11 protein-coding genes are annotated in these 14978 nt (G+C 60.4%); 10 read left to right on the top strand and 1 reads right to left on the bottom strand.

The genetic code is table 11. The features are described from left to right. Nucleotides 1-18: 18 nt before the first annotated feature. Nucleotides 19-702 carry an NAD(P)-dependent oxidoreductase gene (locus tag HMPREF2894_RS02390; protein ID WP_049353235.1) on the bottom strand — a complete coding sequence of 228 codons (684 nt, stop codon included), beginning with the start codon at nucleotides 700-702 and terminating at the stop codon, nucleotides 19-21. A 265-nt stretch (nucleotides 703-967) separates the two neighbouring features. Between HMPREF2894_RS02390 and clpB the strand changes: the two genes are divergently transcribed. The 10 genes from clpB (at nucleotide 968) to HMPREF2894_RS02340 (ending at nucleotide 14806) form a co-directional block, all read left to right on the top strand. After that, the gene (clpB, locus tag HMPREF2894_RS02385) at nucleotides 968-3577 is read left to right on the top strand and encodes an ATP-dependent chaperone ClpB (protein ID WP_070677662.1); all 2610 of its coding nucleotides are present in this window, start codon (nucleotides 968-970) and stop codon (nucleotides 3575-3577) included. A 158-nt stretch (nucleotides 3578-3735) separates the two neighbouring features. After that, nucleotides 3736-4704 (top strand): Sir2 family NAD-dependent protein deacetylase, encoded by a 969-nt coding sequence (locus tag HMPREF2894_RS02380; RefSeq protein ID WP_070677659.1) that lies wholly within the window; start codon nucleotides 3736-3738, stop codon nucleotides 4702-4704. Between the two features lie 201 nt (nucleotides 4705-4905). Further along, entirely contained in the window at nucleotides 4906-6111 is a 1206-nt protein-coding gene (locus HMPREF2894_RS02375) for an excalibur calcium-binding domain-containing protein (protein ID WP_070677657.1), read from the top strand. Nucleotides 6112-6429: 318 nt separating this feature from the next. Continuing rightward, a complete protein-coding gene (locus tag HMPREF2894_RS02370; protein ID WP_070677655.1) occupies nucleotides 6430-7656 on the top strand; it encodes an excalibur calcium-binding domain-containing protein in 1227 nt (408 codons plus the stop codon). Nucleotides 7657-7972: 316 nt separating this feature from the next. Continuing rightward, nucleotides 7973-8689 carry a DUF4956 domain-containing protein gene (locus HMPREF2894_RS02365; protein WP_070542930.1) on the top strand — a complete coding sequence of 239 codons (717 nt, stop codon included), beginning with the start codon at nucleotides 7973-7975 and terminating at the stop codon, nucleotides 8687-8689. 112 nt (nucleotides 8690-8801) lie between these two features. After that, on the top strand, nucleotides 8802-9722 hold the full coding sequence (locus HMPREF2894_RS02360; RefSeq protein WP_070677653.1) for a polyphosphate polymerase domain-containing protein: 921 nt from the start codon (nucleotides 8802-8804) through the stop codon (nucleotides 9720-9722). 238 nt (nucleotides 9723-9960) lie between these two features. Further along, complete coding sequence (locus HMPREF2894_RS02355) at nucleotides 9961-11634, top strand: carbohydrate-binding domain-containing protein (protein ID WP_070677651.1); 1674 nt, start codon at nucleotides 9961-9963, stop codon at nucleotides 11632-11634. A 367-nt stretch (nucleotides 11635-12001) separates the two neighbouring features. Further along, nucleotides 12002-12211, top strand: a complete 210-nt coding sequence (locus HMPREF2894_RS02350; protein ID WP_005504588.1) for a DUF3073 domain-containing protein — start codon at nucleotides 12002-12004, stop codon at nucleotides 12209-12211. Between the two features lie 334 nt (nucleotides 12212-12545). Beyond that, complete coding sequence (locus tag HMPREF2894_RS02345; RefSeq protein ID WP_070677649.1) at nucleotides 12546-13616, top strand: phosphodiester glycosidase family protein; 1071 nt, start codon at nucleotides 12546-12548, stop codon at nucleotides 13614-13616. Continuing rightward, a complete protein-coding gene (locus tag HMPREF2894_RS02340) occupies nucleotides 13613-14806 on the top strand; it encodes a bifunctional glycosyltransferase family 2/GtrA family protein (RefSeq protein WP_070677647.1) in 1194 nt (397 codons plus the stop codon). Before HMPREF2894_RS02345 ends, HMPREF2894_RS02340 begins: the two co-directional genes overlap by 4 nt. Nucleotides 14807-14978 lie beyond the last annotated feature (172 nt).

Genomic DNA, 14978 nt, shown 5'->3' with positions numbered 1-14978 from the left:
GTCATTAAGCCTACCGGTTTATTTCTGGCGCGAGCGTAGGGCAACGTCCCCAATCGTCACCAAAAAATCTGTGCCCGCGTTCTGGGGGTTCTTGGCGATAGTGAGCAGCGCATCGGCGACGTCTTCACGGGCAATCGTCGGAATGCCCGGAGTTCGCTCGACGCTCGCCATATCAAACACCTTCACCCCGCCCTTACCTGGCTTGTCGGTCAGCCTGCCCGGATGTGCATGCGAAATATACGGCTGATATTCGGCAACCAGGGCGTCCGCCTTAACCTTGTCGGTAAAAATGCTGCGCATGATGACCTTGCATACCAGGCGCATGGGCAGGGACGCGGTCCGTACCGTATCGCCCACACCGTAGGCGCTCATCAGAACGCAATGCTTTACGCCTGCGCCCGTGACCGCCTCCATGATGAGGGGCAGACGCTCCTGCATGAACGTGGAGGAGAGAAACTCTCGCACCGTGGCTTTCTGCCCCAGGACGCTCACCATGACGTCCTGCCCGGAGGATGCTGCGGCGAGCTGCTCGGCATCGTTCAGGGCTCCCGGAACGATAGTGAGATTTTGGTGCGCCCCCAAAAGTGTTAGCGCCTTGTCGGGGTTGCGCACGTAGGCGGTGACGGTGTGCCCCTCCTCTAGGGCTTTGCGGGTGAAGAGGTAACCGGTGCGGCCGGTTGCACCTAGAACCAGTATTTTCATGTGGGTCCCCATTCGTGACTGTGATTGTTGCGGGAGCCCGCAAGCGCCCAGCCTCGCAAGTACCCAGTCCGGTCAGTATAACAATGCGGTTTTGACTGGGGCTTTTGTCTGGGGCTTTTGTTTGGGGGTCAGGGGTGTGAGGTGGGGTGAAAAATATGAAAATTTTTTTGCAGGAGGCTTGCGAAACATAATTGAGTGGAGTAGACTCAAGTTATGTAATGCAGGGGCGCATAGGATAAGCCCCTCGAAATGCGAAAGGAACATCATGGACAACAAGTTCACCACCAAGAGTCAAGAAGTCATCTCGGCGGCAAATACTAATGCTCAAACCGCCGGTAACCCCACTATTGAAACCGCGCACATCCTCAAGGCCCTCATGGACCAGCGCGAAGGCGTCGCCGTAGCAGTCCTCAAGGCTGCTGGCCTGGATGTGGACGCTATCTCCGAGGCGGCATCCGCCGAAATCAAGAAGCTGCCCAAGGCATCCGGTGCCTCCGTGCAGAATGCCTCCCTCAGCCGTGCCGCGCTTTCCGCTCTGCAGGCGGCACAGACCCGCGCCCAGGGCTTCGGAGATACCTACGTTTCTACCGAAATGATTCTGCTGGGCATTGCCAGCGGAACCGATAGCACCGCTGAAGCAATGCACAAGCTCGGCGCTACCGCAGAGCTCATCGCACAGACCATCCCCAACGTCCGAGGAGACCGCACCGTGGACACCCCCGACCCCGAGGGCACCTTCCAGGCTCTCGAAAAGTACGGCACCGACCTGACCGCCATTGCCCGCGCAGGCAAGCTCGACCCGGTCATCGGCCGCGACTCTGAGATTCGCCGCGTCGTGCAGGTGCTCTCCCGCCGAACCAAGAACAACCCCGTTCTGATTGGTGAGCCCGGCGTCGGTAAGACCGCCGTCGTGGAAGGCCTGGCACAGCGCATGGTTTCCGGCGACGTGCCCGAATCCCTGCGCGGTAAGACCCTCATCAGCCTGGACCTGGGCTCCATGGTTGCAGGCGCAAAGTACCGCGGTGAATTCGAGGAGCGCCTGAAGGCAGTCCTCGAAGAAATCAAGAAGTCCGAGGGCCAGATTGTGACCTTCATCGACGAGATTCACACCGTTGTCGGTGCTGGCGCATCCGAAGGCTCCATGGACGCAGGCAACATGCTCAAGCCCATGCTTGCTCGAGGCGAACTGCGCCTGATTGGTGCCACCACCCTGGACGAGTACCGCGAGAACATCGAGAAGGACCCCGCCCTGGAGCGCCGCTTCCAGCAGGTGTACGTGGGCGAGCCCAGCGTCGAGGACACCATCGGTATTCTGCGTGGCCTGAAGGAACGCTACGAGGCACACCACAAGGTGCAGATTGCTGACTCCGCGCTGGTTGCCGCAGCAACCCTGTCTAATCGTTACATTCCTTCCCGTCAGCTGCCGGACAAGGCAATTGACCTGATTGACGAGGCAGCATCCCGCCTGCGCATGGAAATTGACTCCGCACCGGAGGAAATTGACCAGCTGCGCCGCGCCGTGGACCGTCTCACCATGGAGGAGCTGGCTCTTGCTGACGAGACCGATCCCGCATCGGTTGAGCGCCTGGAGGCCCTGCGCAAGGATATGGCGGACAAGAAGGAAGAGCTCGACGCCCTCAACGCCCGTTGGGAGGCCGAGAAGGCTAGCCTGAACCGTGTGGGTGACCTCAAGACTGAGATTGACGAGCTGCGTTCCCGCGCCGAGGTAGCACAGCGTGAAGGCAACCTCGCCGAGGCATCCCGCCTGCTGTACGGTGAGATTCCCGCAAAGCAGGCTGAGCTGGAAGAAGCACAGCGCGCCGAGGACAACGCCAAGAACGAATCTATGGTCTCCGAAGAGGTCACCGCAGACGATATCGCCGAGGTGATTTCCTCCTGGACCGGCATTCCCGCAGGTCGCATGATGCAGGGTGAGTCTGAGAAGCTGCTCGAAATGGAGAAGCGCATCGGTGCCCGCCTGATTGGTCAGGAAGCCGCAGTGGTCGCTGTCTCTGACGCTGTGCGCCGCGCCCGCGCCGGTATCTCCGACCCGGACCGCCCGATTGGTTCCTTCCTGTTCCTGGGCCCGACCGGTGTCGGTAAGACCGAGCTGGCTAAGGCACTGGCTGAGTTCCAGTTCGATGACGAGCGTGCCCTGGTACGTATCGACATGAGCGAGTACTCCGAGAAGCACACCGTTTCTCGCCTGGTCGGTGCCCCTCCCGGATACGTCGGCCACGAAGAGGGCGGTCAGCTGACCGAGGCTGTACGCCGTCGCCCCTACTCGGTGGTCCTGCTCGACGAGGTTGAGAAGGCACACCCCGAGGTCTTCGACATCCTGCTGCAGGTACTCGATGACGGCCGCCTGACCGACGGTCAGGGCCGCACCGTGGACTTCCGCAACGTCATCCTGATTCTGACCTCGAACCTCGGTTCGCAGTACCTGGTCAACCAGGACCTGCCCTTCGAGGAGCGCTCCGAGAAGGCGCTGGAGGTTGTCCACCAGGCATTCCGCCCCGAGTTCCTCAACCGACTGGACGACATCATCATGTTCCAGCCCCTGTCGGCTGAGAACCTGGGCCAGATTGTGGGCCTGCAGATCAAGAGCATTGCTAAGCGTCTGGAGGACCGCCGCCTCACCCTGAACGTCACCCCCGCCGCCCTGGAGTGGCTGGGTAAGACCGGCTACGACCCGGCATTCGGTGCCCGCCCGCTGCGCCGCCTGGTACAGCGCGAGATTGGCGACCGCCTGGCTCGAGGCATCCTCTCCGGTGCAATCCACGACGGCGACACCGTGACCGTGGATGTGAACCCGGACGTTGCCAGCGACGGTCTGTCGGTGACCTCCGAGCGTGAGCAGAAGGCTGAGAACTAAACCGGTCTGCTGGGCGGACTTAGCCCGTGGCTGAGTTTGCACATTCGAAACCATACGAAATAGGCTGTGGGGTACCCTCGAAAGGGGGTGCCCCACAGCCGTTTAACGCGTTAGAACCGCGCTGAACCGCACTAGTACACAGAGCATTGAGGAGAAGAATGGACCGCTGGACTGACCACCAGAACTTCGCCGCCGCCGGTGAGCAGCGCGAAGAAATCGCCTCCGTGCACCGTGCCGCAATCCGCTCGATTCAGCGCGTTGTCTCTGAGAACGCCACCCCGCACGACGAAGAATACGCCTCCGCGGGTATTGCCGAGCTACTCAAGGCGGGTAAGGTTCTCGTGCTCACCGGCGCGGGAGTAAGCACCGAATCCGGCATCCCCGACTACCGCGGACCCGGCGGTTCCCTGCACGACCACCGCCCCATGACCTACCAGGAATTCCGCTACGATGACGCCGCCCGCCAACGCTACTGGGCGCGCTCCTACGTGGGTTGGCGCCGCATGCGCCGAGCCGAACCGAACCGCGCCCACTATGCGCTCGCCGAGCTGGAGCAGCTGGGTGCCGTGAGCGGCGTGATTACGCAGAACGTGGATGGGCTGCACGCCCGCGCTGGAAGCTGCCGCCTGCTGGCACTGCACGGTGACCTCTCCCGTATTGTGTGCCTGGACTGCGGGCAGGACGAGAGCCGCGAAAGCCTGGATGCACGCCTGGACGCGGCGAACCCCGGCTACCTGGCGCGCCTTGAAGACGAAGAGCTGCGCGTGAACCCTGACGGTGACGTGGAGCTGGACGAGCGCTATATTCGCGATTTTCAGATGGTGCCCTGCATCGCCTGCGGTTCGACCCGCCTCAAGCCGGATGTGGTGTACTTTGGCGAGTCCGTGCCCGCCGAACGTAAGGCACTCAAGGACGCCATGCTCGCTGAATGTTCGGCGCTGCTGGTGGTGGGCTCCTCGGTGGCGGTTATGAGCAGCTACAAGATTGTGCTGGAGGCTCTGCGTGCCGGCAAGCCGGTCGCTGTGATTAACGGCGGTCCGGGTCGTGCGGATGCGAAAGCAACCTACCTGTGGCGCAGCGGCGTGGGTGAGGCGCTGGAACTCATGCTCGACGCCGTTGACGTTTAAGGTTGCAGGGGGTGTTGCCGGGGTCGCTGCAGGGGTCTAGGCGGCGCTGTTTCCCCAATGAATGCTGTTTCTCTGGCGAATTTTGCCGTGCGTGCACTGACCCATCATTAAGTGCACGAAAGTGCTATTTTGTGTTGCAAGTCATTGCAAATAGCCCCTGGACAGGCGGATATGCCCACCGTGCGGGGATAAAATGATGGGATGGACATTCGACACACTATCACTCGCTTCGGTGCCACCGCCCTGATCGGTTGCGGTCTGGCGGTCACCGCAATCCCCGCAACGTTCGCTCAGAACGGTGAAGAGTCCGTCACCCACGTCTACTCCGACAAGGCGACTTCCCACATCTCTGAGGTCTGGTACAAGGGCGAAACCCTGAAGATTACCGGCGAAGGCTTCCTGACTCAGGACGGCACCTCCGGCTCCGTCATCGCTATCAAGCTGAACAAGGGCTCCGTCAAGATTGACGGCAAGGACTACCTGGAAGTTCAGGCTGATGAGAAGGGCAACTTCTCCGTTTCCATTCCCTGGCAGAACGACCTGGATGAGCGTATCTCCGTGGACGTCTACCTGCTCTCCGGCTCCCTGAAGGACAACGACACCGCTCGCGGCGGCAAGGCTGCGACCGTGAAGATTGAGGCTCGTTCCGTTCAGGAAGCAACCCCCTCCGCTACCGCTTCGGTGAGCCCTTCGGCAACCGCTTCTGCTTCGGCTTCCGTGGTGGCTACCCCCTCCGCTTCTGTTGCGCCCTCCGCATCTGCGACTCCTTCGGCTTCGGCTACCGCCGCTGATGAGGTTGTTGCCTCCGTGGATGCAAAGATTAAGGACCGCGCCGAGGAGAAGGCTTCCGCTACCGCTTCGGTGAGCCCCTCGGCTACCGCATCGGCTTCTGCTTCTGTGGTGGCTACCCCCTCCGCTTCGGCATCTGCTACCGAGTCGGCTTCTGCTAATCAGAGTGCATCCGTTGCGAACGAGGCGAAGGATCAGCTGGGTGATTCTGCCTCTGCTACCGAGCAGGTGACCGCTTCGGCTGAGAGCACTCGCTTCGCGAACTGTGCAGAGGTTGCGGCCGCTGGCCTGGCGCCCATGCATAAGAGCCACCCGGACTTCCGCAAGAAGTTTGATAACGACGGTAACGGCCTGGGTTGCGAGGTCATTAACAGCGAGGTGACCGACGGTTCCTCCTCCAACAGCTCCTCGGGTTCTTCGTCCCGTAACTCTGGTGGTCTGGATAACCTGGGCGGCGGCTCTTCCTCTTCGAGCAGCTACACTTCGAGCCGTGCTCAGCGCTCTTCCCTGGCTAACACCGGTGCTTCTAACGCCTTCACCATTGCTGGTATGGGTCTGGTAGCTCTGGGTCTGGGTGTTGCTGGCGTGTCTGCTGTGCGTAAGCGCAAGAACTCCTAAGAACTGTTGCCGCCGCCCGGTGCGGTGTGTATGAAGGTCCCTTTCCCTGAACGCTTTTGAACGTTCGGGCGGAGGGGATTTTCGCGTTTAACAGGGTGGTTTTTACTGTTGGGTTGTGCTGATGGGGTGGGGTATGTACTTGTTAGTTTCTTCAATGCCAGGTTGAGAGTTTGGGTGTGCACAGCGGTGTAAAAGGCTTATATAGTTCAACCATGCCTTCAAGAAACCTTCAAGAAAAATATGTTTTGTGAGTTAGGTCATAATAAATTGACGTCTTGGGTGCCGGTATCCTAAGCTTCGCTCGTTAGAATGGGGGGCATGAACATTCGAAACAATATTGCACGCATCGGCGCCACCGCACTCATCGGCTGTGGCCTCGTTGCTACTTCCGTCCCCGCAACCTTCGCTGTTGAAGGCGCACCTCAGGTTGTCTACACCTACGCAGACTCTGCACAGTTCTTCGCCCCCGACGTATGGGTTGAGGGTCAGGGCCTGAACATTGGCGGCGAAGGCTTCAAGACCGCTGACGGCACCTCCGGTTCCGTTCTGGCACTGAAGCTGAACAAGGGTGCCGTTAAGATTGACGGCCAGGATTACCTGGAAATCCATGCTGACGCGGCTGGCAACTTCTCCGTTACTATCCCCTGGCAGGCAGAGCTGCACGGCAGCGTTTCTGTCGACATTTACCTGCTGTCCGGCTCCCTGAAGGACGGCGACGTTCCCCGCGGCGGTAAGGCAGCTACCGTGACCATTAAGGTTGCAGAGCAGCCCGCACCGGCTCCTTCGGAGGACCCGACCCCCGTTCCTTCTCAGGACCCGACTCCGGCTCCCTCCGAGGATCCGACCCCCGCTCCCTCCGAGGACTCGACCCCGGCTCCGACCACCGAGGCTCCCAAGCCTGCTGAAGAGACCTCCGCACCCGCCGTTGAGGAGGCTAAGGAAACCAAGCCCGCTGAGGATCAGAAGCCTGCCGAAGAGCAGAAGTCTGATGAGCAGAAGTCTGAGCAGGGCTCCGACTCCTCCGCAAAGGATGAGAAGACCTACAAGTACCAGAACTGTGCTGACGTGTGGGCAGACCGTGGCGGCCCCATTTACAAGGGTGATCCCGAATTCCGTGAGAAGTTCGACGCTGACGGTGACAATAAGGGCTGTGACGAGGACCCCAACTATGAGAATAAGGCTGACTCTAAGGGCTCTTCTAACGGATCTGGAAAGTCTCGTTACCCGAACTGCGCTGATGTGTGGGCAGACCGTGGCGGCCCCATCTACAAGGGTGATCCCGACTTCCTGGAGAAGTTCGACGCCGACGGTGACGGTATTGGTTGCGAGTTGCGTCCCGACTACCAGAACTCCGACAGCGTTTCGCTGAGCTCCGGCTCCGGTGACAACCTGGACTCCGGTTCCTCGAACGCATCCTCCAAGAGCTCTTCTTCCCTGGCTAAGACCGGTGCATCCGGTGCGATGACCGCTGCTGGTCTGGGTCTGATTGCTCTGGGTGCTGGTGGCGCGACCATCGTGGCAACCCGCATGCGCAAGAAGGCATAATAACGCCTAGTCGCTAAGCTTTTAGCTACTTTTATGGGCTCCCTCCATATCGGAGGGGGCCCATTTTTTGTGCCTTTTGAGGCTGTGGGGGATGCTCCGTCAAGGACGCGAGAAAAGAGAAAAATTACGATTGAATAGCGCCACGATAAGGGTATTTATTAGAGACATATAACACTTATCTCTAAGTTAAGGGCAACACAGGGTAAACACAGGCTTGCACGGGAATCTAGATACTACAAAGAACGCACAGCCCGAAGCTGATGAACAGACAGCAAAGAGCACCGCGAACATCACGACACGATATCTGGAGCACCCAATGACTATTCTGACCATGGCGATTGCCGATGCCATAGCCATCGCAGCTCTCTGCACCCTCTACATGGTGCGGCACCGCAACCGCGAACTGATGATTTCCTACGCGGTCATCAACGCCGGCATCTTCACCGTCTCGGTGGCGCTGGTATCCGCCGGATCGAACGCATCCGCTATGGGTATGGGCCTCTTCGGTGTCCTGTCGATTATCCGATTGCGATCCACCGCCCTGAGCCAGCGCGAGGTGGGTTACTACTTCGTAGCTCTCTCGGTCGGCATGATCGCAGGTGTGAACATTAGCCCGGCGTACATCGCCTTCGGCCTCATGGCTACCCTGGTCGGCCTCATCGCGATTCTCGACTCGCGCAGCACCCCGGTCTCTACCGATCAGACTCAGACCGTCACCGCCGATCGTGCGATCAGCGATGAGGAAGAGCTCAAGGTATACCTGAGCGCTCGCCTGGGTTACACCGTCACCTCGGCGAAGATCACCGAGCTGGACATGGTGAACAACCTGACCCGCGCCACCGTCACCTACCAGCCCAAGGAACCCACCGAGGGCGGCACCCCCGCGGCAGTGGAGGCGGCACAGCCTGTAGCCGCTCAGGCGGTAGCACCGCAGATGACCGCAACCCGCCAGCCGGTAGCACCTACCGCCGAGGCGCACACCACCCTGGACACCCGGATGGTTCCGCTCCAGCGCACCCTGGTGGGCAAGTAAGACCAGTCGGCATAAAAGCCTCCGATTCACTCCAACTGCACAAACATCTCCGATACCCACGACACGCCGCCCCCCAGCACGCAGGGACGGCACCCCAGAAGGACGAAGACCCATGACTAACGCAGCCGCAAACATCATCCCCGCAGAGTGGAAGAGCATCAGCCTCGAAGCCATGAACGAAAAGGCAGCCATGCAGACCCGTGTGGACCGCAAGTACATTGTCGACGCAGAAACCGCCGCCAAGGTACTCTCCACGCTCGATGCAGACGCATCCGTCATGGACATCAAGGGCCAGCGCGACTTCGCCTACGACTCGGTCTACTTCGACACCCCGCAGATGCAGAGCTACCACTCGGCAGCCTACAGCCGCGACGACACCTTCAAGATCCGTACCCGTAGCTACCTGGACTCGAAGCTGACCTTCCTGGAGGTCAAGACCGACGGTGAGCAGGATATGACCGTCAAGAAGCGTATCCCGTACACCTTCGAGAACCGCGATCAGCTCACCGCGGAAGGTCACGAGTACATCACCGCAGCACTCGGCGATATCCTCGCTGGCCCCGTGCACAAGCTGGAGGCGGTCCTGACCACCGGCTACCGCCGTACCACGGTCTTCCTGCCGCAGAGCGAGAAGAACCCGGTCGCCTCCCGCATGACGGTAGACACCAACCTGACCTGGACCCCTCTCTCCGAGAACATCCTCATGGCGGGCGTGAACTACCGCAACTTCCACGGCAACCTGGTTGGCACTACCTACGGCCTGCCGAACGCGGTCATCATCGAAACCAAGTCCGGCGTGGAGCCCTCCGTGGCAGACCAGCACCTCTGGGATGCGGGCATCACCCCCGCGAAGATTTCCAAGTTTGCAACCGGTATGGCGGCGCTGAACCCGCAGCTGGCAAGCAACAAGTGGGCAGAAACCCTGAAGAACTGGATGCACCTGGAACCGGTTGAGGGCACCCGCCTGAACGTGGATGAGATGACCGAAGAGGACTACCAGAAGCTGCTGACTGAGCGTTTCGCAGCCGCCTAAACGGCAACCCGCCTAAACGGCAACCTGGGATGCGCGGGTAGGGTAGTGCACCTACCTTACCCGCACCCCCAGCCCCCTAACCTATACCCCCCCCGAACCAAACACAACACTGGCTTTATTCGCCCCACACAGGCAATAACCGCTCTCACACATATTCACATTTCACATACAACCTGTACTCCCCAAACCTGTGGCGCTAGCTCTCCGCGAGTAGTCACCCAATCACAAAGGAAAACCCGTGAAAAAGAGCAATATGATTAAGAGCGCAACCTCCATTACCCTCCTGGCAGCCCTGGCGTTGACCGGCTGCTCGGCAACCTCGACCTCGAATACCAGCGCTTCGAGCGCAACCAGCACCTCCGCGTCGAGCACCTCGGACACCACGTCGAAGGTGGCGGACTCCTTCTCCACCGACGTGAAGAGCGGCGCGAAGCTCGCCGAGGACACCCACTACTCCGCGAAGGATCTGACCTGGGATTCCTCCAGCGAAGTTACTATCGATCTTTCTAACCCGACCGCGACCGACGGCGTGACCGTCAGCGACGGCGTCATCACCATTACCAAGGCGGGTAACTACCGCCTGAGTGGCACCTACGAGGGCCAGATCAAGGTTGAGGCAGCCGACAGCGATATGGTCCGCCTGATTCTGGATAACGCGACCATCACCAACTCCACCGGCGCGGCAATCAACGTGGTTGAGGCGGATGAGGTCGTCATCTACACCGCCTCGGGCACCACCAACACCGTCTCTGACGGCTCCTCCTACTCGGATACCGCCAGCGGCAGCCCCGACGCCGCCATCTACTCCAAGAGCGACCTGACCCTTGCCGGTGAAGGCACCCTGAAGGTTGAGGGCAAGTACGAAGAGGGCATCCACACCACTGACGGCCTGGTCATTGCCTCCGGCACCCTGGAGGTGACCGCGGCAAACACCGGCATCAAGGGTAAGGACTACGTCGATATCTTGGACGGCACCATCACCGTGACCGCCACCAAGGACGGCATCAAGGCAACCAATGACACCGACGGCAACCGCGGCTGGGTACGCCTGAGCGGCGGTACCGTGAACATCTCTGCAGGTGATGACGGCTTCAAGGCCGAGCGCGTGCTGGAGATTTCGGGCGGTACCCTGAACATTACCCAGGCGAACGAGGGTATCGAGGCGCAGTACATCAACATCCTGGACGGCACCGTGAACGTGACCAGCTCCGATGACGGTATCAACGCCTCGTACAGCACCACCAGCACTAGCTCGACCGGTACTGAGTCGGCTTCGACCTCTACCACGCAGACTACCCAGACCGCACAGGGCGGTCAGGCTGGTCAGGCTCCGGCAGGCGGTCAGGCTCCCTCGGGCACTATGGGTCAGCCCCCGGCTGGCGGTGGCGCAGGTGGCGGTATGGGCGGTGGCGGCGGCACCTTCGAGGTCGTCGACGCAACCATCAACATCTCCGGCGGTACGGTCACCGTGAACGCGAACGGCGATGGCATCGACTCCAACGGTACGGCAACCCTCTCCGGTGGCACCGTGATTGTCAACGGCCCCTTCACTGGTGGTAACACCTCCCTGGATACCAATGGCGACCTGCTGCTCAACGGCGCGACCGTGACCGCGGCTAACTCCGGTGACATGTTCGAGGCGCCCTCGACCAACTCCACCAGCGGCTACGTGAAGATCAGCAACGTATCGAACCTGAGTGCCGGCACCACCGTACAGGTGACCGACTCCTCCGGTAACGTGGTGGCGAACTACAAGGTGGCTAACTCCAGCACCACACTGATCCTGGTCTCCAGCTCCAAGATCACCAAGGGCGAGAGCTACACCGTGTACACCACCACCGATAGCGTGGATGCCTCCAGCACCACCCTGGCTTCTAACGCCACCTCGCTGGGCTCCTTCACTGCAAGCTAAGCGGCAGGAGTGCCCCTCAAGCTCCGTGCTGGATGTCATGACCGGCACGGTACCCTCTCCGAACCCGGTCTTGTGAGTGAGCCGGAGGCAGAGACACCCGCCCCGCATCGGATGTAGTGATATATCCGATGCGGGGCTACGTGTTATATAGGGTGTGTGGCGTCTGGGGTAAAAAGCCGCGGGTGCAAAATAAAACGGTTGTTCCGGTGCGAAGAAGTGTCATGATACGCAAAATAGGTGCCGTTGAGCGAGACATTCAGGGCTGAAACAGGGTACTCTATAGTGTAGTAAAGACTGTTGAACGATCCGAGAGCGATGCGCCGCGCGCGCTGTTCGCCTCGGACAGGATGAAAGAGGGGGTCACGCCATGGGGCGCGGCCGTCAGAAGGCTAAAGCAACTAGGCAGGCTCGGGAGATGAAGTACTTCAGCCCCGAGACCGACTACAGCGCACTCGAGCGCGAGCTCAGCAGCGCGAAGAAAACGAAGTCCTCCGATTCGTCCCGCCGTCGCTATGACGACGAGGACGACTACTCGGCATACGCAGAAAAGTACGCGTCCTACGAGGATGAGGCATAAAGAATACGCGGAATGATTCGGTGTATATCGACCGAGCGTATTTCATAGATGATGAACCGGCTTGAGGCCCCGCACGGGGTGCTCAGCCGGTTTTTTCGTGCCCGCAGTTTTTGAGGATGCACTCTCAGGCGTGTGCGCGAGGACAGGTTGCCCGCGGGGGTTCTTGACTATGCGGAACACAAAGCCAATACACATGTTTATACATAGATATGCATAGCGCCATCTGGTAATAAAGCATAGGCAGTAATAAAAAAGTTTGAAATGAATAAGTATACATAGCTTCTGCACAGCTTAGTCATGCCTGGCACAGAGAATAGCCCGGCATTCTAGAGACATGAACAACGAACAGAACATGACTCAGAACATTGACCAGACCACCCAGACCGCGGCTGAACAAGCTAGCGCAGCGCAAACCGTTGCAGAGCAGAAGCTAGCCAAGAAGAAGCTCACCCGTCGAATTTTCATCGGCGGCGGCCTCGGCGCACTCGCAGTAGTCGGCGGCGGTGCAGGCTGGGCGTACAACCGCTACCTGGCAGAGCACACCGAAATCGAAGACACCACCGCCTACGAAGCGGCAGCAGCCCAGGCAAACGCAAGCGCCTCCGGCTCCGCCACTGCAGACCCCACCGAACTGACCGGCGTGAAGGTCAACGGCCAGAGCCTCACCGCTAACGAAGGCTCGATTACCATCACCTCCACCACCACCGGCAGCGGCTCGGACGCGGTCGTCTCCTTCGTAGCAGACATCAAGCTCGACAACGCAACCCTGCTGCGAAGCGCCTTCGCCAACAACAAGTTCGGCCAGAACATCATCGACACCCCCTCGAACATGGCGTCCGAACACAACGGCATCTGGGCGATCAACGGCGACTACTACGGCTTCCGTACCACCGGCATCGTGATCCGAAACGGTGTTGTCTACCGTGACTCCGGTGCACGTGAAGGCCTCGCCTTCTACCGCGACGGCTCCGTCAAGCTCTACGACGAAACCGCAACCAACGCCCAAACCCTCGTCAACGAGGGTGTGTGGAACACCCTCTCCTTCGGCCCCGCACTGGTCAAGGACTCCGCAATCGTCGACGGCATCGACAGCGTCGAAGTGGACACCAACTTCGGTAACCACTCCATCCAGGGCAACCAGCCGCGAACCGGTGTGGGCGTGCTCGGCACCAACCACCTGGTCTTCATCGTGGTCGATGGCCGCTCCACCAACTACTCGCGTGGCGTGACCATGCCCGAGTTCTCCCAAATGTTCAAGGACCTCGGCTGCGTGAGCGCCTACAACCTGGACGGTGGTGGCTCCTCCGCCATGGTCTTCAACAACAAGCTGGTCAACCGCCCGCAGGGTGGCACCAAGGAACGCGGCACCAGCGACATCCTCTACATTGCAGGGAGCGCATCGTGATTATCCTGATACCCGCCTATAAGCCGGACCAATCACTGGTCCGCCTTGCCCGGGCCCTGCGCGCACAGGACCCTGCCGTCGAAATCCTCGTGATTGACGACGGATCCGGCAGCGCCTACGCACCCATCTTTACCGAACTGCGCATCGACGGCGTGACCGTGCAGACCCACCCCGCCAACAGGGGCAAGGGTGCGGCACTGCGCACCGGCATCGCCTGGGCGAAAGCAAACCGCCCCGGCGAGGTCATCGTCACCGCCGACGCGGACGGCCAGCACCTACCCCAGGACATCTTCCGCGTGGGTGTGCGCACCGAAACCGCCGCGGCGGCAGGGCAGAGGAGCATCATCCTCGGCGTGCGTACCAAGCCCGACCCGAACGCCGGTGAAGAAGGCACGAAGGTGCCGCTGCGCTCCAAAATTGGCAACAGCGCAACCGTAGGCTTCTTCGCCCTGGCGACCGGTGCTCGCGTGGCAGACACCCAGACCGGTCTGCGCGGCTTCACCCCGCAGATTCTGGACTGGCTGCTGCAGATTCCCGGCGATAAGTACGAGTACGAGTTCTCCATGCTGCTACGCGCAACCCGCGCAGACGTGGAACTGGTGCAGGTGCCCATCGTGAAGGTCTACGAGCCCGGCAACCCGACCAGCCACTTTAGGCCTCTGCAGGATTCGGCGCTCATTTACGCACCGTTGCTTGCCTTCCTGGCATCGTCTTTCCTGACCGGCTTCCTCGTGGATGCTATCGCCCTCTTCGTCCTGGTGGGCATGGGTGCTCCGCTACTGGCAGCCGTGGTCGGTGCCCGCATCATCTCGGCGCTGACGAACTTCACCGTCAACCGAATGCTCATGCACGACGGAGGCGCACGCCCCTCGGTATCCTCCTCGCTGGTACGGTACACCGTGCTGGCGGTGGGCATCCTCGCAGCCAACGCGGCTCTGATGGAAGCTTTGACCGGCCTGGGCGCGTCCCTGCTGGTCGCCAAGATCCTGACCGAACTGATTCTGATCCCGATCAGCTTCGCGGTCCAGCGCCGCTGGGTTTTTCTACCCACCCAGCGTCAGGAAAATACGCGAGAAAAGACTCAGGCAATCGCCGCCTCTTCCGGCTTGCGCGCGGTGAGCTACGAGTCCACTCGCATGGAGGCTGCCGGTATCCGTACCGGTGTGCGCGCCTCCCAGGTACGCCCCTAGCTCGTCTACCCTAGCGTCCAGCTCGCTAGGGGCGTACCCCAAGATTTCTCCCACCTGTCAGTCGTGAGGGTGGGTGGGAGAAGCATGCTGCAGCACCAAAAGCCGCAGCGTTCTGTTCACAAAAAGCCCCCGCTGAGAAAAAATGAACTGCCTCCCGTTTCTTGGACAACAA

Origin of the sequence: Rothia sp. HMSC066G02, assembly GCF_001813145.1 — a bacterium.
In the GTDB taxonomy this organism is placed as follows: Bacteria; Actinomycetota; Actinomycetes; order Actinomycetales; family Micrococcaceae; genus Rothia.
Note: the sequence above shows the minus strand (reverse complement) of the source record. Positions and strands in the feature narration are given on the sequence as shown.

Excerpts from the sequence above, each read along its gene's own strand:
- HMPREF2894_RS02390 (WP_049353235.1), bottom strand. The coding sequence starts at position 702 with ATGAAAATACTGGTTCTAGGTGCAACCGGCCGCACCGGTTACCTCTTC.
- clpB (WP_070677662.1), top strand. The coding sequence starts at position 968 with ATGGACAACAAGTTCACCACCAAGAGTCAAGAAGTCATCTCGGCGGCA.
- HMPREF2894_RS02380 (WP_070677659.1), top strand. The coding sequence starts at position 3,736 with ATGGACCGCTGGACTGACCACCAGAACTTCGCCGCCGCCGGTGAGCAG.
- HMPREF2894_RS02375 (WP_070677657.1), top strand. The coding sequence starts at position 4,906 with ATGGACATTCGACACACTATCACTCGCTTCGGTGCCACCGCCCTGATC.
- HMPREF2894_RS02370 (WP_070677655.1), top strand. The coding sequence starts at position 6,430 with ATGAACATTCGAAACAATATTGCACGCATCGGCGCCACCGCACTCATC.
- HMPREF2894_RS02365 (WP_070542930.1), top strand. The coding sequence starts at position 7,973 with ATGACTATTCTGACCATGGCGATTGCCGATGCCATAGCCATCGCAGCT.
- HMPREF2894_RS02360 (WP_070677653.1), top strand. The coding sequence starts at position 8,802 with ATGACTAACGCAGCCGCAAACATCATCCCCGCAGAGTGGAAGAGCATC.
- HMPREF2894_RS02350 (WP_005504588.1), top strand. The coding sequence starts at position 12,002 with ATGGGGCGCGGCCGTCAGAAGGCTAAAGCAACTAGGCAGGCTCGGGAG.
- HMPREF2894_RS02345 (WP_070677649.1), top strand. The coding sequence starts at position 12,546 with ATGAACAACGAACAGAACATGACTCAGAACATTGACCAGACCACCCAG.